This window comes from Hymenobacter rubidus (assembly GCF_016734815.1).
In the GTDB taxonomy this organism is placed as follows: domain Bacteria; phylum Bacteroidota; class Bacteroidia; order Cytophagales; family Hymenobacteraceae; genus Hymenobacter; species Hymenobacter rubidus.
Genome location: NZ_JAERQF010000005.1, coordinates 134,304 through 157,448, shown reverse-complemented (window position 1 = coordinate 157,448; position 23,145 = coordinate 134,304). Strand labels below are relative to the sequence as shown.

Genomic DNA, 23,145 nt, shown 5'->3' with positions numbered 1-23,145 from the left:
CCGAAATAAAAACTCAGTTGCTGCTATCTGTAATACGGCGCAGTGCGGCTCACCTCACCCCCGGCCCCTCTCCCGCGGAGAGTGGAGCCAGACGCGAGAATCGTTGAACACACCCCTCTCCGCGGGAGAGGGGCCTGCCCCGTAGGGGTCCCGTGAGGCGCGCTATATTGGCGGCATGAAGCAACTTCTGATGCCCCTGCTGCTCCTCGCCGCCGCTTCCGCCAACGCCCAAAAAGCCCCCAACGCCCCCGAAAACCTCGTCCAGTACGCGCACCCCATCGTGGGCACGCAGAAAATGGGCCACACCTACCCCGGCGCCACCGTGCCCTTCGGCATGGTGCAGCTCTCGCCCGATACCGACACCCTCAGCTACGAGCAGAACGGCAAGTACAACCCCGACATCTACAAGTACTGCGCGGGGTATAACTACGACGACCGAACCATCGTGGGCTTCAGCCACACGCACTTCAGCGGCACGGGACACTCCGATTTGGGCGACTTCCTGCTCATGCCCACCACCGGCCCGCTCCAGCTCAATCCCGGCACCGCCGACCGGCCCCAAAGCGGCTACCGCTCCGCCTTCTCGCACCAGAACGAGGTGGCCGAGCCAGGGTATTATAAGGTGAAGCTCGACGACCACAACATCACCGCCGAGCTCACGGCCACCACCCGCGTGGGCTTCCACCAATACACGTTTCCGGGCACCGAGCCGGCCCACATCATCCTCGATATGATGGCCGGCATCTACAACTACCCCGATAAGAACGTGTGGAGCTACGTGCGCATCGAGAACGACTCGCTCGTGACCGGCTACCGCCAAACCACCGGCTGGGGCCGCACCCGCACCGAGTACTTCGCCATGCAGTTCTCGAAGCCCTTCAAAACCTACGGCGCCCGCAAATACGACCCCAAGGAAGCCTACCGGGGCTTCTGGGGCCGCTTCGACCAAACGAAAAACTGGCCCGAGCAGGCCGGCCGGCAGCTGCGCCTCTACTTCGATTTCAGCACTGTGGCGGGTGAGAAAATCAAGGTCAAGTTCGCCCTCTCGCCCGTGAGCACGGCCGGGGCGCTGGCCAACATGCGCGCCGAATTGCCCGGCTGGAACTTCGACCAAACCCGCCGCGCCGGCCAGCAGCTCTGGCAGCAGGAGCTAAGCAGAATCACCATCCAGACGCCCAACCGGGCCGATAAGGAGAACTTCTACACGGCCCTCTACCACGCCTGCCTCAGCCCTACTGTTTACGAAGACGCCAATCGTGGGCAGTATCGGGGCCTCGACCAAACGACTCAATTCAGCTACTCTGGGTTTCATTCCAGAAACGGCTTTACCAATTACACCACCTTCTCGCTCTGGGATACCTTCCGGGCCCTGCACCCGCTGTTCAACCTTATTCAGCCCAAGCGCAACGCCGACATGGTGAAGAGCATGCTGGCTCACTACGACCAGAGCGCCGAGCACATGCTCCCCGTGTGGAGCCACCACGCCAACGAGAACTGGTGCATGAGCGGCTACCACAGCGTATCCGTGATTGCTGATGCTATTATTAATGGCGGTGAGTTAACAGCCGACGATGCCGAGCACGCTTTGGCCGCTTGCGTAACTACCGCCCGCCACCGCTGGTATGATGGCCTTGGCGAATATATCGACCGCGGCTATGTGCCCAACGAGCGCAGTGGCACTTCTGTATCGAACACCTTAGAATATGCCTACGACGATTGGTGCATCGCCCAACTCGCTCAGAAGCTCGGCCACCAGGACATCTACCAGGAATTCAGCAAGCGCGCCACCAACTGGCAAAACGTGTTCGACCCGCGCGCCAATGCCATGCGCCCACGCCTGGCCGACGGCAGCTTCCGCCCCAAATTCGACGTGCTCAGCACCAACGGCCAGGGCTTTATCGAGGGCAACGCCTGGAACTACACCCTCGCCGTGCCCCACGACCCCGCCGGCCTCATTTCCCGCATGGGCGGCAACCGCCGCTTCGTGCCCCACCTCGATTCGCTCTTCACCATGCACCTGCCCGACTCGTTCTTCGCCGAAACCGAAGACATCACCCGCGAGGGCATCATCGGGGGCTACGTGCACGGCAACGAGCCCGCCCACCACGCCGCCTACCTCTACAACTACACCGACCAGCCCTGGAAAACCCAGGCCCAGGTCCGCAACATCCTCGCCCGCCAATACCACCCCACCCCCGACGGCCTCGGCGGCAACGACGACTGCGGCCAGATGAGCGCCTGGTACATTTTCTCGGCCCTCGGCTTCTACCCCGTCGCCCCTGGTTCGGGCCAGTACGCCCTCGGCAGCCCCCTCGTGCACGGGGCCGTGCTGCACCTCGAAAACGGCCAGTCCTTCACCATCCAGGTCAAAAACCAAAGCGCCAAAAACGTCTACGTGCAGCAAGTCACCCTCAACGGGCAACAGCTGACGCAGCCGTTTCTGGCGCAGCCGGACGTGGCCAAGGGCGGCTTGTTGGTGTTTGTGATGGGGGTACGGCCAGCGCGGAAATAGTCCGGCCAACCGTAACTTTGAATATGCCCCGTCCTACTGTCCAGTTCTTTGCCTCAGCCGCCGCGATGGAACAAGCCTTGCTCGCCCGCGGGGCCGACCTCACGATACCCGAGCGCCTGCGCGAGCTGCAACGCCTCAACGAGCACCTGTTTGCGCCACTCCGCGCCGCCCTGCGCGGTCGGCCCACCGAAACCCGCTTCTTCCCCCGCCACGCGCACGAATCCGATGACGACTTCGCCCGCCGGGTAGCCCACGAAAAAGAGCAATGGACTTATTCGATGCGAAAAGCGCCGCGCTGATTACCCAGCTTCAGCGCCAGCAGGTGGCCTACCTGCTCGTGGGTGGCTATGCCGTCAACATCCACGGCTACAGCCGCGGCACGGGCGACATGGACATCTGGATTCAACCCACCACCGACAACGTGCTACGCCTGGTCGCCGCCTTCGTGGCCTGCGACTACGACGTGACCGGCCTGGCCGAATACGCGCCCCAGGTGCCCACCCAGGGCCTTTCGCTGCGCGTCATCGACGAGCCCTTCATCCTCGATGTGATGACCCACATCAACGGCATCGACTTCGATACCGCCTACGCCCACCACAAAACCTACGACCTCGACGGGCTGGAAATTCACCTCATCCACCGCAATGACCTCGTGCTAAACAAGCTCAGCAGCGGCCGCGAAAAAGACCTGGCCGACGTCCGCAGCCTGCAATTCATCGAAGCCTATTGGAACGGCCAGAAACTGGAAGTGTACGAAAAGCCCACGCCCCAGCAGTCCAGCCTCCCAATGCCACCCGCCGTCGAGGAATAACCCTTCACCATCCAGGTCAAAAACCAAAACGCCCAAAACGTCTACGAGCAGCAAGTCACCCTCAACGGGCAACAGCTGACGCAGCCGTTTTTGGTGCAGCAGGACGTGGCGAAAGGCGGCACGCTGGTGTTTACGATGGGGGGCGCGGCCGGCGCGGAAGTAAAACCTAAACGAAATCATGTCTAGACTAGAACTACCGAAAACGACCCGTTTTGCTGAAGAGCAAGAGGTGCCGCGTTCCTATTGGGATAAGATTGCAGCACGGCGGGAAGCGCGTTTTGTTGAAGGCTTTGTACTGACGGAAGTAGAAGACCCAAAACAACTATTTCGATTTTACGCCGAAGTAAACATTAATAATTCGCGCTTGTGGGAGTTATTTATGCACCTAGCAGCCATGCTGCCGGATGTATGTGCTTGCCTTTTTTGTCCGTATGAAGGCGACGTAACTTATGGTGAGTATCAGGAAAAGGAAAGCATACTAGCCATCTTGGGCTCTTTGCAAAAAGAGTTGACCGAAGACTGCCGTCTGGAGTTCGGCCTCATTTACAATGACGAGTCAACCCTTACGGAAATCTATGTGGCGGAGTCAAAGTATGTAAAAATATGGGGCGTTGACCGGCAGCACTTCGAAAAGCTTATGGCTCAGTACGACATTCCATATTTTGAGGAAATGCAGTTCGTAGATGGATTTCCTAAAGTAGTAGTTCCCTTGACTACTCTAGATGCAGAAGCCAAATCAACAGAGGAAACCCTCGATTTGCTGGAAAATGCATTTGCACCTGACAACCAGAAGTAGGCATCAAAGGGCATATGCTCCGTAGCCGTTCATAGTGTAGTAGAACGAAGCCGCCCGCTCCCCTCTCCAGAAGCGGGCGGCTTCATTTCCAACCCCAACGAAACTTACGCCGCAGCCGGTTTCTCTTTGCCGCTGCCGCCGCCGGAGTTGATAATCTGGCGGGCCTGCGGGTAGCCGTCGTAGAGCGGGCGGTCGAGCAGCTTGAAGGCTTTCACGTCCTTGTTGTGAAACCCCGCCGCATTCCGGCAGGCGGACTAGCCCGGCTCAGGTCCCTGCGCCGTTAAAACCGGCTCCGTATTGCCCGCTTCTAGGCGCTGCTGGTGCTGGATGCCCCAGGCTTTTAAGACCTCAATCACGGGGGCGAGCGAGCGGGCGTAGGGCAAAACATGGTAGTCGACCACCACGGGCGGGCCGGGGTGAACCGTGCGGGCGATGAACTGATGGGCTTCCAAATCCTTCAGCTCCTTGGCCAGCACTTTGGTGGAAATACCCGGCACGCTCCGCTCCAACCCGCGAAAATGCCGGGTACCCGACTGAAGCGCCACAATGATTTGGAGCTTCCACTTGCCATTGACCACCGACAGGGCGTTGCGCAAGCCCTGCATCGTGAGGGCGCATTGGGAAAGGTTATCGTGGTCGGTCATGGCAGGCAGCAGCGGAAGGGTACGAAGGGGCCATTTGCACTGATTACCGGCGGGTAATCAGGCTACCACCGCGTAATCTGAAGTGGCGGCAAGGTACAAACAAAGGGCAGACTGATTACTTGAGGTAACCTGAGTACCAAACAACAGCTTGGTGCATCAGTGGGCGGGCAGTCATTCGGTGGCCAGTGGGCCAGGGAGGACGAGCCCGCAGTTCATCACCTCATTTACCCCTTTTGTTTATGCAGATTCTGCAAATCATTTCCAGCGCCCGCGGGGCCGAATCGTTCAGCACCCGCCTCGGTCAGGGCATCATCGACAAGCTGCTGGCCGCGCAGCCCGGCAGCAGCGTTGTGGTGCGCAACGTGGCGACCCAGCCGTTTCCCCACCTCGAAGAAGTTCACCTGCAAGCCTACTTCACGCCTGCCGAAGGCCGCTCCCCGGAGCAGCAGGAAGCCGTGCGCCATTCCGACGAAGCCATTGCCCAGGTCATGGCAGCCGATGCCGTCGTCATTGGGGTGCCGTTCTACAATTTCAGCATTCCCTCAGCACTGAAGTCGTGGCTCGACCACCTCACGCGGGCCGGCATCACGTTCCGCTACACCCCCACCGGCCCCGAGGGCCTGCTAAAAGGCAAGAAGGTGTACCTGGCGGTGGCCAGCGGCGGCATTTATTCCGAGGGCCCCATGCAGCCTTACGATTTTGCCACGCCCTATCTGCGCTGGATGCTGGGCTTCCTGGGCCTGACCGACGTGACCGTGGCCCGGGCCGAAGGCGTTAAAATACCCGAACTCCAGGATGCGGCGCTGCAAAAAGGCATCGACAGCGTGGCCATATAGCGCACGCGCTGAGCTTTATACCAGTCATTGGTTTCAGTAAGTTGCCCTCACCCCGGTAATCAGACGACTGGCCGTGCTTATTCAAAGCTGTTCCCGCGCCCCACTGGCTAATGCCATATTCGCTTCGCATGGACGAAACATGCTGCGGAGCTGGTGCACTCCATAGCATGTAAAACGTTCGCGAAAAGGAGCAAAAACCCGGTCATGCTGAGCTTGTCGCAGCACGACCGGGTTTGCTTACGAAGTTGTTTAGGCAGTGGGTTCCGCTCGGTCCGACGGCGTAGGCGTCTGACCGGTTGCCGCCCGAACGAGGCGCCAACGGCCGGTGACCGACGACCGGTCGGACGCCTACGCCGTCGGACCGGCAAGCGAGCCCCTGCCGAAACAGCTTCTACATGACCGGACTTTTGTTTTACCTTTCATCATGCTAGCAGCCATCTTAAAGAACCTCTTCGACCGCGACCTGAATAAGCTGAGCCAGGAAATCGAGGCTTACCCGAACGAAAACGCCCTCTGGCGCATCGAGCCGGGCATCAGCAACTCGGGCGGCAACCTCTGCCTGCATCTGCTCGGCAACCTCAACACCTACATCGGCGCGGAGCTGGGCAACAGCGGGTACATCCGCCACCGTGACCGGGAGTTTTCCGACCGGTACGTTCCCCGGCCCGAACTGCTTGCGGGCATCGCCACGACCCGCCGCGTGGTAGAAGCGGCGCTGGCACAACTGGCCGACGAGCAGCTCGCCGCCGAATACCCCGTTGTGGTGTTCGAGAGCCCCACTTCCGTGGCGTACATGCTGATGCACCTTGCTACCCACCTCACCTACCACCTGGGGCAAATCAACTACCACCGCCGCTTGCTGGATGCTACCCAAACCCAAGCCCCAATGCCACAGGAGGCCTGAATCAGCCCCTCGCCCGCTACGCAAAATGCCTTGTTGGGCCGCTCCTTCCAAAGGACCGGCCCAACGAGGCATTTTGCGCTAAAAGGTACCATTATTGATTTGCTACCAACACTTTGAGCTTCTTATACGTCCGCTTCGACTGCGCAAACTGGCTGCGCACGGCCTCGCGGATGTCGCCCTTGAGGGCAGCGCGGCGCAGGGCTTTCTTGTAGGCTTTGAGGGCCCACCGCTCGCCGTAGAGGTTGGCGGCCAGAATGGCCTTTTCGTCGCGGCCCGTCACGGCGGCCTGGGCATCCATCAGCTTGCGGTAGAGCTTGCCTTTGAGGGTGGTGCCCGTTTCACGTTCGCCGCCTTCGCGGGTCAGGTAGCGGTTCAGCTCCTCGGCAAACTGCTGGCTCTGGCCCACCAGCTGCTGGTAATAAGCGCGCAGGTCGCCGTTCTTGGTTTCGTCCACGGCACGCTTGTAGCCTTTGATGCGGTCGTTCACGAAGAGCAGCAATTGGTCGAGCGCCGCGGCCGTGCGCTTGGCCTTGCCTTTTTTCTTGGGGGCTACGAGGTAGGCCAGGCCCGCCGCCAGCAGCGCCCCGCCCACGGCTTTTTGCGTGGTGCTGAGGCTCTTGAACGCGCCCACGGCCTTGTTGCTCGCCTGTTTCACAGAGTCGGGCACTTGGTCGAGCAGGTCGTTAGCCTTATCAGTGGCAGTGGTCGTAATTTGGTCCATCAGGTCGTTGGCCTTTCCGGCGATGCCGGGAGTAGATTCGGAAGATTCCATTACACTAGAAAACAGATGATTGTAAAATATTCTCTTCTTACGGCTAGCGGCTCCTGCGCGTTCACCTGCCGCTAATAAAAACTGCCCGCGCCCCGCTGGCAGCAGACCCGTTCATTTCCCCCGCCCGCGCAATTTATTCCCGGCCGCATCGCCGGCTCCAATTGCCCGCGGCCCTTCTGGCTGGGCCGGTCTGGCAACGATGCGGCTGCGGGGCAGCTATTTGCATTAACCCTGCGCATGACCGTTTACAACATTCCCCACGACCTGCTACCGGCGGGCAGCCCCGCCCCTGCCGACATTCTCATCCGCAGCTACGTTTCGCGGCAGCCCACCGTCAAGAACAAGCTTGTGCTGAACTGGAACATGCTCAACCTGCTCATCGACGGCCGCAAGACCATCATCCAGGCCGCCGATACCGTCACGGTTTACCAGGATGAAATTCTGCTGCTGGCCGCCGGCCATTGCCTCACGAGCGAGCTTTTGTCTGACCAGGGGCAGTTCCGGAGCATCCTGCTCTACTTCAGCAACCAGGTGCTGGAAGATTTTCACGTGCGCCACGCCGCCCGGCTGCACCGGCCGGGCGCAGCCCCTGGCGCACCGCTGGTCACTTTCGGCAAGGATGCTTTTATCCGCAACTACATCGAATCGCTGCGCTTGCTGCTGCAAGCGCCCACGCCCCCGGGTCCCGAAATCCGGCAGCTCAAGCTGGAAGAGCTGCTGCTTTACCTGCTGCACACCAACCCCACCGGCCTGCGCAGCTTCCTGCTCCACCCGCGCACCCGCCCGCCCGAGCTTACGCTGCGCCAGGTGGTGGAAACGCACATCGGCCAGCCCATCACCGTGGAGGAGCTGGCCTTTCTCTGCCACATGAGCGTGTCCACGTTCCAACGCAAGTTTGCCGGCCTCTACGGCCAGCCGCCCCAAAAATGGCTGTTGCACCAGCGCATGCAGCGCGCCGCCGCCCTGCTGCACCATCAGCACCAGCCGCCCAGCGACGTGTACCAGCAAGTGGGCTACGAAAGCCACTCCGGCTTCTCCGAAGCCTTCAAAAAGGCTTTCGGCGTGTCGCCCCGGGAGTTCAGGCAGCAGAAGCTGGTAGCGGGGTGAGGAAAGGCCCGCATCCAAGTTGACCGCCCAACCACAGCTTTTGACCGAAACGCGCTAACCCACCCCTTCGGCCCCCGCCCAATTTTGCAGCATTCTTTTTCACTTCCAACAAGCTGCTGCCATGAGCACCCAATCCGAAGAAAACAAGGCCATCATCCGCCGCTACAACCACGAGGGCATCGCCCAAGGCAACGCCACTGCTTTAAACGCACTGCTGGCCCCCAACTTCATCAACCGTACCGCCCCTGCGGGCATGGACGCCGGCCGCGACGGCATGTTTTATTTTTTCCTCCACATCCTGCACCCCGCCTTCTCCGGCTTGCACGTAGAAATCTACGACCAGGTAGCCGAAGCCGATAAGGTGACCACCCGCAAAGCCATTACAGGCATCCACACCGGCGAGTTGCTGGGCCTCGCCCCCACTCAAAAGCCCGTCGTTATTGAGGTCATCGATATTTTCCGCTTGCAAGAGGGCCGGCTGGTGGAGCACTGGGGCCTCACTACGCTGCCCGCCGTTATGGCGCAGCTGGCAATGCTCTAGCCAGCCCATTCTATCCAGAAAAACAGCAACTTACTGAGAAGCTAATTAATTGAATTGCAAGTATTTGTATCGCCACCAATGAAGCTGTTTCGAAAGGGTCTCGCTTGCCGGTCCGACGGCGTAGGCGTCCGACCGGTCGTCGGTTAACGCGCCATCTTGTCGAAGGAACTGGTGTGGGGACGCGAACGACACAGTTCGCGCTAGGGTACACCGACTCCGAAACCGCTCTAAGCTACTCCCAGCACTGAAGCAGCTTCTGCATGAGCCCTCCATTGAGAAGGCCTTGCAGCATCACCTTGCTTCCTCATAAGTCCTACCGGCCCGTCCACGTTTATGCCGGGAGGCGATAAAACGCATCCCGATTAAGCCAAAATCCTTTCAGCGACACTATACAAAGCTCACTGCGTCCTGTTTGCAACCCATTTTGTGATAAAGCTACTGATTAGTTGGGCTCACCCCTTCAGATGCACCCCATTATCCTATAAAAACAGTCATTACACTAAATACCACCCTTTACACAGCGCCCTTATCGACAATTACTCATAGCACAATTTCTTAGTATAATTAAATTTTCTATTATCCTCGCGGAACACCGATGGGCAGGTTGGCCCAAAATCTGCATACGTAGATTGTGCGGGGTTTTAAAGCCTAGCTATCCCGATTCAGCCGCAATACGGGCTATTTGCAAAGCAAAAGGTGCGTATTTACCCGCAAACCATTCGTCGGCTGCAACTATTTGTTTGCCGATTCCTGCCGGCAGTTCGCCCATAAAAATCACAGTTTTGCGCGACTAATTATTTTAAACTGCTATCTTTCTAATCTGGAAAGCCCTTTGCCTACGGGCTGGCTTTTCTTTCTATCCTCTTTGTACCCTCCCACCGTGTCCATCGAACTAGAACTGACGGCCCCTTTGGCCTCCCCCGCCCTCGGCTTTTCGCCCGAAACGGCTCCCGCCCGCACTTCCTACGACCACGTAGTGCTGCCCGGCGACTTCCCCGACCCCACCGTCACCAAAATTGGCGACACTTATTGGGCCAGCGCCACTTCGGCCGAATGGGGCGCCGTGTTTCCCATCTTCTCCTCGAAGAATTTGCTCGACTGGGACTTGGTTGGCCACGTCTTCCCAGAAAAGCTGCCCGACTGGGCCAGCTCCAACTTCTGGGCGCCCGAATTCCACTACGAAAACGGCCGCACCTACCTATACTACACGGCCCGCAGCAAAAAGGGCGGCATGCTGTGCGTGGCCGTAGCCAGCGCCGACCACCCGGCCGGCCCCTACCGCGACCATGGCCCGCTGGTGGGCCAGGAAGCTGGCTCCATCGACGGCTTTGCGATGCCCGATGAGCACGGCGACCTCTACCTTATTTGGAAAGAAGACGGCAACTCCTGCCACCAGGAAACGCCCATCTGGGCCCAGCGCCTGAACGACGAGCGCACCGCCCTCATCGGCGAAGCCACCGAGCTGTTCACCAACGACGTGCGCTGGGAAGGCCCGCTGGTGGAAGGCTCGGCCCTGGTGCGGCGCGGCGGCTGGTTCTACATGTTCTACGCCGGCAACTCCTGCTGCGGCAAGGGCTGCAACTACGCCACCGGCGTGGCCCGCTCCCGCAGCCTGCTCGGCCCCTGGCAGAAGCACGAGCAAAACCCCATCCTCGACCGCAACGACGTGTGGAAGTGCCCCGGCCACGGCACCGTGACCGAAATGGACGGCCGCTGGTTCCTGCTCCACCACGCCTATGCGGCCGAAAGCCACGAGTTTGTGGGCCGGCAGGGCCTGCTGAGCGAGTTTACCTGGAACGAGCAGGAATGGCCCGAGTTTGTGAACCGCAGCCCACAGGCCCCCGCCCTGGTCGATATGGCCCGCTTCAACATCGCCGAAGAGTTTGCAGGGGAAGCCCTGGGCCTGGAGTGGCAGTGGCCCATCACCGCATCGAAGCCAGCGGCTGCCGTGCGCCACGGCCAGCTGCACCTCGCGGCCGGTTCCTCGCGCCTGGGCACCATCATTGCCCGCCGCACCCACGCCGCCACTTACAAAGCCGCCACCACCATCGACTTCGCCAACCTACCGGTCGACACCTTTGCCGGGCTGGCCGCCGTGGGCGACCCCTACAATGCCCTGGCCCTGATGGCCGGCAATGGCCAGCTGCAAATCTGGCACGTGCGGAGCGGCAAGCAGCAAACCCTGGCGCAGGCCTTCGTTGAGCCCTGCGATACCCTCACGCTTCGCCTCGAAGTGTGGGGCGGCCAGCGTTACCGCTTCGCCTACAGCACCGACGGCACTACCTGGCAGCCCCTGCCCACCGAAAGCTTCACCCTCAACGGCACCTACCTGCCGCCCTGGGACCGGGGCGTGCGCGTGGCCCTCATCGCCCAAGGCGCTGAGGGGGCTACCGCCACGTTCAACAACCTCATTATCCGCAACCAACGGTAGGCGCACGGCAACTGAGTAGCTAATACCATGCTGCCCCGGCAGCGCATTTCGCTAGCCCAATCCGCTTAAGTACTCGTGCAGAAGTAATTTTATTCGCTCGAACGTCCTGCTGAGCGCAGCCGAAGCATCTCTCCCGCGCAAGTAATCTGATTTACTACTTCAGTAGAGATGCTTCGACAAGCTCAGCATGACCACCTTTTTACTATCCCTTTACGTTTGCTTGACGACTTAAAAAGAGAAGCGCCCGACACCATGGTGTCGGGCGCTTCTCTTTTTAAGCGGATTGGGCTAGCGGCCTAGCGGCGGTGCTTTTTGCTTTTGCTCTTCGCCTTTGAAGGCGTGCTTTTTTTCTTCGTGGCTTTGTGCGAAGTGCTGCTTTTCTTGGCGCTGCTGTGGCTGCTCTTCGCCTTGCTTTTGCTTGAATGCGAAGACGACTTGCTCTTCGTTTTCGATTTACTTGATTTCGACTTGGTGCTGCTGTGCGAGGCGGCCTTGTGCGACTTCGACTTGCTGCTGTGGCTGCGCGAGGAATGCCGGGCAGCACGACGGGCTTCGGCCCGGGCCTCGGCGCGGGCTTCGGCTCTGGCCTCGGCGCGGGCTTCTTCGCGGCGGGCGGCGGCGCGGCGGGCGGCCACGGCTTCGGAGTGCCGCACTTCGTAGCTGCGGGCGGTACGGGCCGGAATGGCAACCTCCTCAACAGCCTCGGAGTAGTGAGCGGTGGCATCTGTTTCGGGAGCAGCCGTGTTGTCGTCGGCGACTACTTTGGGCGCCTCCGTCACAATTTTCTTACGACGCACCGGCATCAGAAAATCACGCTCGGCGCGTTCGCGGAGGCTTAGGTTTTCTTCCCCGGGGAGCTTGGTAACGGGGATTGACTTCTCTGTTTGGGCATTTGCGCCACCCCAGGAGAGGAGCAGCGTAAGGAGGACAAATAGATGCTTCATAAACGAATAAAGGAATACCGACGGAAGACAAAGCTACATCTCACCCCGTTTAAATGCAAGGGTAAAGTCGCTTTAAACGCTATAGGGGCTATTTTGGCGTCTCAGGGGCCTATTTCGCCCGCCGAGTGGCTAGGGAGCTATGCGTAAGCGCAACCCGGCCGAATGCGTTCCAAATTCGGGCGCATACAGGCATTGCACCTGGCTGAGGCCGCCCGAAAAGCTGCCGGCCTGGCTGGCCCGCAAGCGGTATTCGAACACGTGGGTGCCGCGCGGCACTGCGCCCAAAAAGAAGTTGGTAGCGGCGTCGCGCGGGCTTTCGTAATAGCCCAGCCCGTTCTGGTAGCGGTAGCCACTGGTTTGGGAAAGGGGCTCCAGGCCGGCGGCGCGCTGGTCTTTGAGGTGCACGTACTCGAGAGACCGGTCGGTGCGCAGCACGAGGCGCACCACCAGGGCATCGCCAACTTTCAGCGGGGAAGTGGCCGTGAGCTTTTCCAGAACCGGGCCGCTGGCGGTGCGGGTTTCGCGGTAGAGTTCGCGCTCCAGGCTGAGGGGGTTGGCCGTGGTGGTGGCCGTTACCTTGTCAAAGTCCTCAAAATACTGCCAGTAAAGCGCGCCCCAGGCCACGCCCGCGTCGGGCTTGGTGAGGATGACCTTGCCCTGGGCGGGCCGGACCTCGGCGGCGGGCCAGCTCACTTTGTAGTAGCCGGTGCCGGCTTGCGTGGCCTCGGGCTTAATGGTTTGGCTGCCGACGGTGACTTGCAGGGGTTGGCTGGGAGCCAGCCAGTCGGAGCCGCACAGCAGCAAGGCGTAGCAGGCATCGGCGGTAGCGCGGGTGCTGGCCCAGCTGTGGGTTTGCTTCTGCTTGAGGAGCCAGAGCTTCAGCTCATCCACGGATTGCTGGTCGTTTTTGACTTCGTGGTAGGCCTCTATGATGGTGGCCTGGGTTTCGGCGGGGGCTTCCGGCCAATAATAGCCGCCGCGCACTTCTTTCCAGTACATGCCCAGCTCGGGCGAATGCAGGGCATTTTCGGACAGCCCGCGCATGATTTCTTGGGCTGCCGGAGCAGCTTTATTATCGCGGTAGAGCGCCAGGGCCATTTCGGCCTGGAGGTAGCGCGTCTGGCCGGGCCAGTAGGCAGCGGCCTGCTGGCAGTAGTACGTATGGGCCTCTTTCTCCAATCCGGCCAGGCCAAATACGTCGGTCGGCCAGAAGCTGCGGGCGTACAGCGCCTGAATGGCCAGGGTGCTCAGGTGGTCGTCCTTTAGCTTCATGCCATTCTGTTGGCGCAACGTTGAATAGTCCTCGGCCAGTTGCAAATCGAGGTAACGCAAGGCCTGCCCTAGCACGGGTTCCGCTACCCTATCCGTGGCGGCGTCGAATACCCCCAGCTGCCTCAACTTGCCAAAACCGGCCACAATCAATTGGGTGATGTACCGGTCGCCCGGCATTTGCTCAAACCAGGGGAAGGCGCCATCGGGCTGCTGCATTTTCTGGAGCTTGGCCAGGGCGCTGGCCGTTTCGGCTGCGAGCCGGGGCTGGTCGAACAGCTCGGTGAGGCGGGCCAGCCGCTCGGTTTCGCTTTGGGCGTCGCGCACCCAGGGCGTTTCCTGCAACAGCAGGTTTTTGAGCTCCTGGTTTTGGGCCAGCTTGCTTTCGAGGGCGTTTTTCTGGGCCGCAGTGCCGTCCCGGGCTTGGCGCTGCCACTCCTTTAGAACGGTTTGGAAGCGCGGGTTGCTGCGCAGGATGTGGGCCGCCATCAGGTTGGCGTAGAGGCGACTAAATACCTGCTCGGAGCATTCGTAGGGATATTCCGTCAGGTAGGGCAGGCTTTGCACGGCGTACCAGGCGGGGTTGGCCGTCATTTCCAGCGTGAGAGAGTAGTTGCGGCGGGTGGGGCTGCTGGTGCGGCTCAGCTTCGTGAGTTCGAACTCCCGGGTGGCCGGCCCCACGATGGGCAACGGCAGGCTTTCGGTGAGGAGCAGGCGGTTGGGCAGCACGGGCAGGGTGTTTTCTTCGCCGTCGGAGAACGTGGCGGGCGGGGTCCTGCTTTTTCGTTTTTTGCCGCCGGGCTCCTTTGCGCTGCTGGTCTGGGCCACCACCCGGTAGGTCACGGCCGTCGGGCCAAAATCGGCGGGCAGGGCCACTTCCCAGCCCAGGGCGGTGCTTTGCCGGGCCGCGACGGCCACGGCCTGGCGGGCCGGGCCTTTGAGTAGCTGATTGGTGATATCCTGGCCGGTAGCGGCGTCAAGCAGAAAGAGCTGGGCGCGGCCGCTGGATGGGCTGTCGGTCAGGTTGCTGACTTTGGCCGTGAACGTGAACTGGTCGCCCTGCCGGAAAAAGCGCGGGGCATTGGGCGTCACCTGAATCTGCTTCTGCGTGAGCAGCTGCCGGGCCAGCAGGCCGGTGTGCAGGCTTTTGTCGTGGGCCAGGGCCAGCAGCTGCCAGCGCGTCACGGCCTCGGGCATCTGAAATTCGAGCACGATGTTGCCGTCCGCATCGGTGCGCAAGGCAGGCTGCCAGAACGCCGTTTCGCGGAAGTCCTTGCGGGCCACGATGGCCGCGAGGTCGGGGACCGTTTCGGTTGGCTTGGCAGGCTCGGGCTGGCTGGGCGGCAGGCCCTGCTTTGGGTTGGCAATCCTGGCCGGTGCAGGCATCGCGGCCGCTCTTACAGCTCGGGTAGCTGTGGCCCCAGGCGCCCCCCATGAGTCATTTCCATCTTCTTCCGGCGAGAAGCCCGCCGATTTTTCGTCATCGCTAAGCATGGAGGTTTCATACCGTCTCCCAAGCGGCAACATCTCGCCGTACACGTCCAGAAAGTAAGGGTAGCGCACATCCGCAGGCCCGTTCGTCGGCCTATTCATAAACAGGTAGTACGAGCCCAGCTGCCCAAATGTGCCGTTCCAGCTGTACAGCGTTGGGTAATCCTGGCCACCGAACGCTAGGGGCGCGAAGCTGTGGGACCGGAATGCATCGAGGCTTTGGTCGTAGAGCGTAGCCAGCAGCTCGGCATTGGCCGCCTTGCCATTGGCCTGGTGGACGGTGATGCGCCAGGTTTCGCGCTGTCCGGGCAGCAGCTTGTCCCGAAAGGTGCTAATGTCGAGACGTAACGGCTGGGGTTTTTCGGCCACCTGAATGGTCGCGTCGTGGCGGTAGAGGCGGTTGTCGCGCACCTGGATGGTGTGCACTACCAGGGGCGCAGTGCCACCGGCCGGGTTTGGCGCAATGCTGATGCGGCGTTGCTCATTGGCATCCAGCGTCAGCCACTCTTTGCGCAGAATCTGGCCGTTGCTTTCTACTTCCAGCAGCACGTGAGTTCCGGCGTGCTGGCTCCCCAGCAGCACCGCCGCCGGTTGGCCCAGCGCCACGGAGTCTTGCAGGGCCATAAACCAGTCGGGCGTGGCGAAGGGGACGGTGGCAGCCTGCGAGTCGAAGAGAAAAAAGTCAAGCACAGCGCGGGCCGAGTCGGGTCCGAGGGCTTCGAGGCGGTAGCGCCCGGTGGGCAATGCCGTCAGCGCCGCCTGCAGGTCCAGCTTAGCGCCGTTTTTGGTATTAAAGGGCAGCGCTTTCACTTGCCGGGGCTCGTCTTCGGCCGCTTCCTCCGGGCTGGGCGGGAGGCCCGGCGGGTCGGCCTTCAGCGGCCGGGCCAGAATGCGCAAGGTGCCGGCCGTGGGAGTCGGCTCGCCGGCGGCGTTGCTGCTCAGCAGGCGCCAAGCGGGTAGGTGCTGCTTGTCGGCGTGGTCCGGCCCTTCCAGGCTAAGGCTGATGGGCTGATGGCCAATGCTGACTTGCTGGCTGCCGGTATGGGTTTCGCCAGCCGCGTCGGTCACGTCGGCCGTGATGCCGAACAGGTAGCCGGGCAGCCAGCGCTGCTGTTTGGCGGGCTCCCCCAAGGGCGGCGTGAACGTGATGGTAAAGTAGCCCTGCGCATCGGTGGCCACTGTATCGTGGGCTATTTCACGCTCGCCGCCGCCCTGGGGCACAAAGCCCCCCCGGCCGTAGCCAAACAGGGGCCACAGCTCCCGGCGCGTGACGCGAAAGCTCACGGTGGCCCCGTCAATCGGCTGCCCGGCGTAGGCCAGGGCGCGGCCCCGCACGCTCACGGGCTTGCCCAGTTCGGGCAGCCCCGTCGCGGGCTCAAACGCAACGTCAAACGTGGGCCGCTTGTAGTCTTCCACCGCGAAGCTCAGGCTGCCATCATCCGTTTGCAGGCTCATTTCGCCGTTTAGCAGGCCCGTGGGCAGCACCAGGGAGCCCTGGAAGGAGCCAAAATCCGAGGTGGTAAAGGGCAGGGTTTGCACTGTCTGCCCGTTCACGTCAACCAGCCGCACCGAGATGGGCTGACCACCCAGCAGCCTGCTTTTGGCACCGACGCTTTCGGTCAGAATGCCTTTGAAATACAGGGTTTGCCCTGGCCTATAAATGGCGCGGTCTGAGAACAGGAAGGTATTGCGCTGAGGCTGTGGCTCGGCAGGTGTATAGAACGAGTAGTCAGTGCTTAGGTCGCGAAGCAACAACGTATCCGCACCTCGCCAAAGCTTGGTAGCTATCAGCCGTTCGGGCTGCTGGTCGGTCTCTTCGGCTGCACGCGGCAGCGTCACTTCGCCGCTGGCGTTGGTTTGCAGCACTTCGCTTTTGCGGATGAGCTGCTTGCGCGTGAGAGGGACGTAGCGGGCAAAGGTGCACTGCGTTCGTATGCCCACCAGAGGCGTCCCGCTTTGCCGCTGTAGTGCGAGCAGTTCGGTATTGCCCGTAAGCGGGTTGTGCTGGTTCAGGGCACTAAGCTCGCTGACGCCCAGCACGGCATAGCTCGTCACGCCGCCGGGCTGCTGCGTGGTGGGCTGCTGGGCCTGACTACTGACGATGAGCAGGTAGTAGCCTGCCGGCAGCGCCGCCCCGGTGCCAATCAGCGTTTGCAATTCATACTGCCTGGCAGATGCAGGCACCGGCACCTCCCAGGCGGCCGCGGGCCGGGCTTTCAGGACGTGGGCGTAGCGCTGGGCCAGGATTAAGTCGCGACGCTCGTCGCCGTTGTAGAAGCTCTGCCATTCGGCCAGCGTAATGCGGTAGGCCCAGGCGTGCAGCTGGGGCACATTTTTCACTGTCAAGGTGAGGCGCCAGGGCTGGCCGGGGACCACAATGTCGGCGCACCGAAACTGCAGCGTGGGCTGCTCCAGCTGCTGGCGCAGGCTCCGGGCCCGCCGGGCCCCGCGCGAGTTTGGAAAGCGCGCTTCGGCTTCGCGGGCCAGCTTCGCGGCTTCGGCCGGATTTCGGTTGTTCAGCAGCTCCACTTCGCGCGCCATAAATTCGGTGCTGATGGGCAGCGCCGCGTAGGTTTGCGCCAGGCGGGCCAGCGCGGGCTGGTAGTGCTCGTCCAGTGTCCCGCTTGCAGTCAGGTCATGCAGGTACGCTATGCGGCTCAAATCGACATCGGCCAGCGCGGCCAGGTTCTGCGGACTCTGTTGCAGCCGCGAGGCCGTGAGGCGTTGCAACAGGTGCAGCGCGTGCAGCTGCCCGTTTAGCGAGTCAGCATCCGGCGCCAGCAGGTGCAGGGCCGCAAACTCCTGCGCCGTGCCAAATACCTTGGGCTCCGTGAGCTGAAACTGCTGCTCGGGCCGCGTGATGTACAATTCCTGGTTTTGCAGGCCCTCGACGGCGCGGTGGGCCAGCAAATCGTAGAGGCTGGGGCGCAGGGCCCGGCCTTCGGCGTCGCCGCCCGCCACCAGGTCGCCGAGCTGGGCCAAGCTGATTTTCAGCTGCCGCTGCGGCTCCTCTTCTACCGAGAGGTAATAATGCCGCACAATGGTGGCCCCCAGCCGGCCCACGTCCCAGGTAGCCAGGGTGCTGCCCCCGTCGGCAGCGGCGGTGCTGTCGCGGGTAGGGTCTGCGCCGGCCGTGCGCTGGTAAAGTCGGCTGCGATTGGCGGCCAGGTAGTTGGCGTAAAGCCCGCCCAACAACGAATGCAGGATGGGCCGGGCCGGGAAAGTCGCTGTTTTCACGTCGTGCTCCAGCAGGGCAATGGCCTTTTCGTCGGCGTCCTCTTCCTTGCTTTCCAGCAACCGGATTTTGTAGAGCAGGGCCCGCACATAGGCCGGCGTGTCGTGCGCCTGCCGGGCCTGCCGGTAAATGGCGTCCACCAACGGCGCGGCCGTGGCGGTCTGGTGTTTGGCCAGCAGCGCGTCAATTTTCTTCCACTGCGCGGCATAGCGGCCGGGAGGCACGGGCGCGGCAACACTGGTCGTCATCAGCAACAGCAAAACTAAAAAGAAGGCTCGCATAAAAGATTTAAAACCGCAAATAGTAGAAGCTATTCGATGATGTCAGCTATACGGCAAATGCACATTGCCTCACCTGTGCTCGCGTGGAAGTAGCCCCGACCGTAAAACGCATGAATAACGCATATATTGATTATCTATGCTATTATTGCTCTTCATCCACCGTTCATTACTCGCTTTCTATTCTCATGGAATCATCTTTTCTGCCAAAAATTGGCCTTAGCGCGCTGCTATTCGTGGGCTCCGCATTCGCTGCCCAAGCCCAAACCAAGATTAGCGCGGGACCGCGCCTAGGAGGCAACCTGAGTACATTTAACACCACTGGCTCCAACACGGGCACCGCCAGCAATATTTTTAGTGGCCAGTTTGGCGCAGCTATGGATATCAGCTTTGGCGGTTTCTCTTTCCAGCCGGCGCTGCTATACACCCAGAAAGGCTCTGAGCTCAACTTCACCAGCACGCAAAACTCCTCTTCGGGCGGCAGTGGGTATTCTTACACCTACAGCGAAACGGTGACCATTAAAGCCACGCCGCGCATCAATTACTTCGAAATTCCGCTCAACCTGGTGTACACGGCCGAAGGGTCGGGCTTCCAGGTATTTGCCGGGCCCTACTTGGCTTTTGGCCTCGGGGGCACGTTCGAATACGACTACAAGGACGTGAGCACCGATACGCAGACCTACGGCGGCACCACGTACACCAGCAACCACAACGAAGCACAGGCCGGCAAAGTCGACGTCACGTTCGACGACAAATACCCCAATCCCAATCTGCTGAGTGCGCCTCCGACCAGCATTCCCTTCCGCAAATTTGATATGGGCCTGAACGGCGGTGTCGGCTTCCGTCGGGGACCGGTGCAGGTACAAGCCGGCTACAGCATGGGGTTCAACAACCTGATTCCCAACGATTCTGATGGCAAAGATGTTGGCATCACGGCCAAGAACCGCAGCATTCAGCTAGCCGCCACGTATCTGTTTGAGCTGAGCAAATAAGCCACCGGCGGCCCCGGCAAACCAGCAGCGGGCACCGGGGCCGCCGAAAAGGCTTTAGGAAGTGGCAAGCACACCTGGCAGTGGCATTCAACCCACTGTCTTGCTACTGGGCTGCTGTTGAAGCAGTTCTCGCCGCGTTAGCATTTGGGCCTGCTTGCGGTTTTTCACCGGCTAGCGGCTCGTTACGCACGCGGCCTCAGGCATCCGACGAGCGGATAGCCGGCGAACAATCGCCAGCAAGCCCCGCCGACGCGACTGCCTAAACAGCTAGCTTCCGCTACCGCATTGCTCCGGACTACTTAGGCCTCGCCCACTTTCACGTTGGCCCCTATCCCGTTGCCAGCCAGCACGGCTTCGGCCTGCGCCACGTGCCGCTGAATGTGCACCACCAGGAACTCCAGCTGGTCCGTCAGGCGGAACATAAGCAACGGAAAAATAGCGTTGGGAATGCGCACGGCGTTGGCGTTTACCTGGCGGGCCAGCAGCACCAGGCGCAGCAGTTCATCAATCTGGCGGCTGAAAACCTCGGCGACCGTGCGGGGCAGGCGGGTGCCGGTGGGCGCGTAGCGCTGGGGCGTGGTGTAGGCTTTCACGCTGACCGGGGCGCGCATGGCTTCAATAAAACGCCGCCCAATGTAGCCTTGTTTGGCCGTGGGCGCGGGGGTTGAGCCGCGGGCCTGTGCCCGCTTGATGCGGGCCGCGATGCTGGGCAAGTAGTAGCCCCCCACAATGTTGAGGTGCTCAAGGCACTGGCCGGCACTCCAGCGGCTGGGGCTGGGGCGGCGGTTCAGCTCCTCGGCGCTCAGCGGCCGGAAGCGCTGCTGGGCCAATACCCGCAACACCAGCAGGTCGTTGGTGAGTTGGTCAAAAAAATCAGTGGTGGCGCGGACGGCAGCGGGCATAGGCGCGGGGCTAACAAGCCGTAAACATACAATTTAGCAGCGGATTCCGAATAAATTCGGATTGAAAGAGTTGGAATAAACCCGCCGAATGGATTCGGCTCGGTATATTGGCTGCATGATAAAACAATACTTTCGGCAGACTAGTGCACTGATAGCCTTGCTGGCGGCCGTCCCGGGCGGGACCCACGCCCAAGCCGTGCCCAACGCCGGCGAGCGGGTGGAGAGCCTGGTCACCTTTGGCGCTCAATCGGATAAGATGTGGGGCGACGACGACTACACGCAGACGTTCTTTTTTCTTATTCCTGAGCAGCAGCGCACGCCGGTCTACATCCGCGTGTGGGACCCCGACTGCGGCGGCAAAAACGACGACCTCAAAGGCCCCGCCAACACCACGACCTCGTTCAGCCTCTACGGCGGCCCTGGCACGTTCAGTGGCCCGCAGGCCCGCGACCCGCGCCCCACCAACCCCGTGCCGCCCGGCCGCCTGCTCAAAAGCGTTACGTTTGGGGCCGACCCCAAGTACGACGGCAAATGGTACACCTTCGGCCCCCTCAACCCGCTGGAAGGCGAGATGGTGAACGAGTTCAAAGGCCACGTTTTCAAGTTGGTGGCCCGGGGCCTCAGCGGCAACGATGGCAACCTGTACCGCTATTTTTTCAGCACCAGCCCCACGGCCAACGTGTCGGTCGAAGGCGGCAACGCCTTCACCTACGAGTACTGCTTCCGCCTGCCGGCCACGGCCAGCAAAACCACCGTGCACCTCTACCCATTCGTTAACGACAAAGTGGTGAGCATCAAACAAAGCAATTTCGATGCAGATAACGCGGCCACCCTCAACGTGTTCAGCATTGCCAAAAACGGCCAGCCCGGCACCATGAGCGGCGACGGCGAGTGGGCCAACAGCGTGTTCCCCATCTCGCCCAAAGAGCACGGCCTCAGCCTTGATTTCCGCCTCACGTCCAACAAGCCGGCCCCCAACGACATGGTTTTCTACGTGACCGACCAGTACGAAACGGCCATGCCTTTCTTCGCGATTCCGCTGGGCGGCCCGCCCCGCTACCAGTACGATATCAACGTGAAGGTGCACCGGTAGGCGTGCACATTTGCTTCAAACACCACAGAAAAAGGTCCGACTTGCGCTTTGCTTAGTCGGACCTTTTTCTGTGGTGTTTGAAAATTCACCAGGATGCCAAGCGCGGCTGTTTGCCTACTCGTCGGCCTCGCCGTCGCGGCCGGCGTTGCGTTGGGGGGCGCCGTGGTCTTCGCGGTTAGCCTCGTCGGGGCGGTTTTCTTCGCGGGCGGCCGTACCGTAGTTCTGGCTGCGGTCCTGGCTGCGTTCGTCGCCTTTGGCCGGCGAGCCGGCTTTGCTGTTGGGCTGGCTGTCGTCGTAGGCGTCGTTGTAGGAGCCCCCGCGCGAGCCTATGCCCTGGGCAGCGTCGCCGTTGTTGGCCTGCGCTTGGGTGTAGCCGTTGCGGTCGTTGCCGGTCTGGAAATCAGGCGCAGCGTTGGCCTGGTCGCGGCCCCGGTCGCCATAACCCTGGCTGTCGGCGGGGCGCTGGCCGCGCTGGTCGGCCATTTCGGGCTGATTGGTAGAATAGTCGCTGGGTACCACGTGGTGGCCTTGCTTGTCGGCGCCGCTTTGGGCCGGGAGGTAGTCTTCGGTTTGGTTGCGTTGGTCGGGCGTGGCCGCGGCTTGCGAGGTAGCGTTTGGCGCAACGCTCTGGAGCGTGGTATGGCCGTAGTCGTCGGCATAGCCACGGTCGGGGCCTTTCACGGCGCCATTGTCGTTTTGATAAGCCGCTTTGGCATCCGTGCGGGCCGGGTCGTTGCCGGGGTTGCCCGGCGCGCTGCCGCTGCTTTCGTTGTTGGACTGGCGGCGGTTGGCCGAGGAGGCGTCATCGGTGCCCCGCTCAAACCCGTACTCCGAGCGGGAATCGGACCGGGCATCGCGGCCGTCGTAGTCGCGGTAGGCATTGTCCTGCGGGCCGGGAGCACCGGGGCCGCCGTAGTACTTGTCCTCGGCTGTGTTGTTGGGTTCGTAGTCGGCCAGGCGGTTTTGGTTGCCGAAGCCGCCGTGCGTGGTGCCGCCCAGGTTCTGGGCGCCAAATTCGCCCCGATTGGGGTCGCTGTTCTGGTTTTCGCGGCGGTCCTGGTCGTGGTAGCTGTTTTGGGTGCTGTTGCTGAAGTTGCCGCCGTACGTATCACCGGGGGTCAGGGAGGCGGGGTTGGCTTCTTTGTTTTCCTGCGGCTGGTTGTCGCCACCCACCGCACCGGCGCCCACGCTGGTTTCCGAGGCTGCCAGCGACTCGCTGGAAGTTGGTTCGGTACCGCTTTGTGCAGCGCCCTGTCCGGCGGGAGCAGCGGTGCCGGGCTGGCCCACGCCCAGACCAGTATTGTGCTGAGCAGCAGTGTTGCCCACGGGCCCGTCGATGCGGTTGCCAGCGATGTCGTTAGGCTCGGTATTCAGGGTTTCTTCCTCGTTTTGCATGGTGCGTGAATAAAGGGTGGGAGCTGGTGACGGACGAGCCAGCGTTCTATACGCGTGCCTCAACCCGTGGTTTTCATTCCTTTCTTTTGGCCTTCGCCCACGCCTGCACTGGCGGGAATATGGACGATTCGACCGCACGATTTTACCTTTGCTCGGCTGCGCTCCACACTTTCCGGCTCAGACCACCCAACT

19 protein-coding genes are annotated in these 23,145 nt (G+C 61.4%); 12 read left to right on the top strand and 7 right to left on the bottom strand.

What is annotated here, in order from left to right:
• Window positions 1–175: 175 nt before the first annotated feature.
• The 5 genes from JKL48_RS05920 to JKL48_RS05900 are packed head-to-tail and all read left to right on the top strand — an operon-like array spanning window position 176 to window position 4,119.
• Window positions 176–2,512 (top strand): GH92 family glycosyl hydrolase, encoded by a 2,337-nt coding sequence (locus JKL48_RS05920; protein WP_317191899.1) that lies wholly within the window; start codon window positions 176–178, stop codon window positions 2,510–2,512.
• A 23-nt stretch (window positions 2,513–2,535) separates the two neighbouring features.
• Window positions 2,536–2,811 carry a hypothetical protein gene (locus JKL48_RS05915; RefSeq protein ID WP_201979888.1) on the top strand — a complete coding sequence of 92 codons (276 nt, stop codon included), beginning with the start codon at window positions 2,536–2,538 and terminating at the stop codon, window positions 2,809–2,811.
• Entirely contained in the window at window positions 2,778–3,323 is a 546-nt protein-coding gene (locus JKL48_RS05910; protein ID WP_201979886.1) for a DUF6036 family nucleotidyltransferase, read from the top strand. The genes JKL48_RS05915 and JKL48_RS05910 overlap by 34 nt, the downstream gene beginning before the upstream one ends.
• 9 nt (window positions 3,324–3,332) lie before the next feature.
• Window positions 3,333–3,509 (top strand): glycoside hydrolase domain-containing protein, encoded by a 177-nt coding sequence (locus JKL48_RS23720; RefSeq protein ID WP_201979998.1) that lies wholly within the window; start codon window positions 3,333–3,335, stop codon window positions 3,507–3,509.
• A complete protein-coding gene (locus tag JKL48_RS05900) occupies window positions 3,502–4,119 on the top strand; it encodes a hypothetical protein (RefSeq protein ID WP_201979884.1) in 618 nt (205 codons plus the stop codon). Before JKL48_RS23720 ends, JKL48_RS05900 begins: the two co-directional genes overlap by 8 nt.
• 104 nt (window positions 4,120–4,223) lie before the next feature.
• Here the strand turns inward: JKL48_RS05900 and JKL48_RS23045 are convergent, their stop codons facing one another.
• A complete protein-coding gene (locus tag JKL48_RS23045; RefSeq protein ID WP_236668639.1) occupies window positions 4,224–4,334 on the bottom strand; it encodes an Eisosome component PIL1/LSP1 family protein in 111 nt (36 codons plus the stop codon).
• 39 nt (window positions 4,335–4,373) lie between these two features.
• On the bottom strand, window positions 4,374–4,763 hold the full coding sequence (locus tag JKL48_RS05895; protein WP_201979881.1) for a winged helix-turn-helix transcriptional regulator: 390 nt from the start codon (window positions 4,761–4,763) through the stop codon (window positions 4,374–4,376).
• 239 nt (window positions 4,764–5,002) lie between these two features.
• Here JKL48_RS05895 and JKL48_RS05890 point away from each other — a divergent pair, with 239 nt between their 5' ends.
• On the top strand, window positions 5,003–5,599 hold the full coding sequence (locus tag JKL48_RS05890) for an FMN-dependent NADH-azoreductase (RefSeq protein ID WP_201979878.1): 597 nt from the start codon (window positions 5,003–5,005) through the stop codon (window positions 5,597–5,599).
• Between the two features lie 424 nt (window positions 5,600–6,023).
• On the top strand, window positions 6,024–6,503 hold the full coding sequence (locus tag JKL48_RS05885) for a DinB family protein (RefSeq protein ID WP_201979877.1): 480 nt from the start codon (window positions 6,024–6,026) through the stop codon (window positions 6,501–6,503).
• 91 nt (window positions 6,504–6,594) lie between these two features.
• On the opposite strand, the gene JKL48_RS05880 is transcribed toward JKL48_RS05885, so the two are convergent.
• Window positions 6,595–7,275: a ferritin-like domain-containing protein gene (locus JKL48_RS05880; RefSeq protein ID WP_201979876.1), complete on the bottom strand. Its 681-nt coding sequence runs from the start codon at window positions 7,273–7,275 to the stop codon at window positions 6,595–6,597.
• A 237-nt stretch (window positions 7,276–7,512) separates the two neighbouring features.
• On the opposite strand from JKL48_RS05880, the gene JKL48_RS05875 reads away from it, so the two are divergent.
• The 3 genes from JKL48_RS05875 (at window position 7,513) to JKL48_RS05865 (ending at window position 11,354) form a co-directional block, all read left to right on the top strand.
• Window positions 7,513–8,382, top strand: a complete 870-nt coding sequence (locus JKL48_RS05875; RefSeq protein WP_201979875.1) for a helix-turn-helix transcriptional regulator — start codon at window positions 7,513–7,515, stop codon at window positions 8,380–8,382.
• A gap of 121 nt (window positions 8,383–8,503) precedes the next feature.
• Window positions 8,504–8,923 carry an ester cyclase gene (locus JKL48_RS05870; RefSeq protein WP_201979874.1) on the top strand — a complete coding sequence of 140 codons (420 nt, stop codon included), beginning with the start codon at window positions 8,504–8,506 and terminating at the stop codon, window positions 8,921–8,923.
• A gap of 865 nt (window positions 8,924–9,788) precedes the next feature.
• Entirely contained in the window at window positions 9,789–11,354 is a 1,566-nt protein-coding gene (locus JKL48_RS05865) for a family 43 glycosylhydrolase (RefSeq protein WP_236668638.1), read from the top strand.
• Window positions 11,355–11,650: 296 nt separating this feature from the next.
• Here the strand turns inward: JKL48_RS05865 and JKL48_RS05860 are convergent, their stop codons facing one another.
• The gene (locus tag JKL48_RS05860; protein ID WP_201979873.1) at window positions 11,651–12,298 is read right to left on the bottom strand and encodes a hypothetical protein; all 648 of its coding nucleotides are present in this window, start codon (window positions 12,296–12,298) and stop codon (window positions 11,651–11,653) included.
• Window positions 12,299–12,427: 129 nt separating this feature from the next.
• Window positions 12,428–18,541 carry an alpha-2-macroglobulin family protein gene (locus tag JKL48_RS05855; RefSeq protein WP_201979872.1) on the bottom strand — a complete coding sequence of 2,038 codons (6,114 nt, stop codon included), beginning with the start codon at window positions 18,539–18,541 and terminating at the stop codon, window positions 12,428–12,430.
• 218 nt (window positions 18,542–18,759) lie between these two features.
• Between JKL48_RS05855 and JKL48_RS05850 the strand changes: the two genes are divergently transcribed.
• Window positions 18,760–19,563, top strand: a complete 804-nt coding sequence (locus JKL48_RS05850) for an outer membrane beta-barrel protein (RefSeq protein WP_201979871.1) — start codon at window positions 18,760–18,762, stop codon at window positions 19,561–19,563.
• Window positions 19,564–19,862: 299 nt separating this feature from the next.
• Here the strand turns inward: JKL48_RS05850 and JKL48_RS05845 are convergent, their stop codons facing one another.
• Window positions 19,863–20,465 (bottom strand): DinB family protein, encoded by a 603-nt coding sequence (locus JKL48_RS05845; protein WP_201979869.1) that lies wholly within the window; start codon window positions 20,463–20,465, stop codon window positions 19,863–19,865.
• Window positions 20,466–20,580: 115 nt separating this feature from the next.
• Between JKL48_RS05845 and JKL48_RS05840 the strand changes: the two genes are divergently transcribed.
• On the top strand, window positions 20,581–21,558 hold the full coding sequence (locus JKL48_RS05840) for a hypothetical protein (protein WP_201979866.1): 978 nt from the start codon (window positions 20,581–20,583) through the stop codon (window positions 21,556–21,558).
• Between the two features lie 114 nt (window positions 21,559–21,672).
• Here JKL48_RS05840 and JKL48_RS05835 read toward each other — a convergent pair whose 3' ends face one another.
• Window positions 21,673–22,953, bottom strand: coding sequence for a hypothetical protein (locus JKL48_RS05835; RefSeq protein ID WP_201979863.1), 1,281 nt, complete (start codon window positions 22,951–22,953; stop codon window positions 21,673–21,675).
• Between the last annotated feature and the right edge of the window lie 192 nt (window positions 22,954–23,145).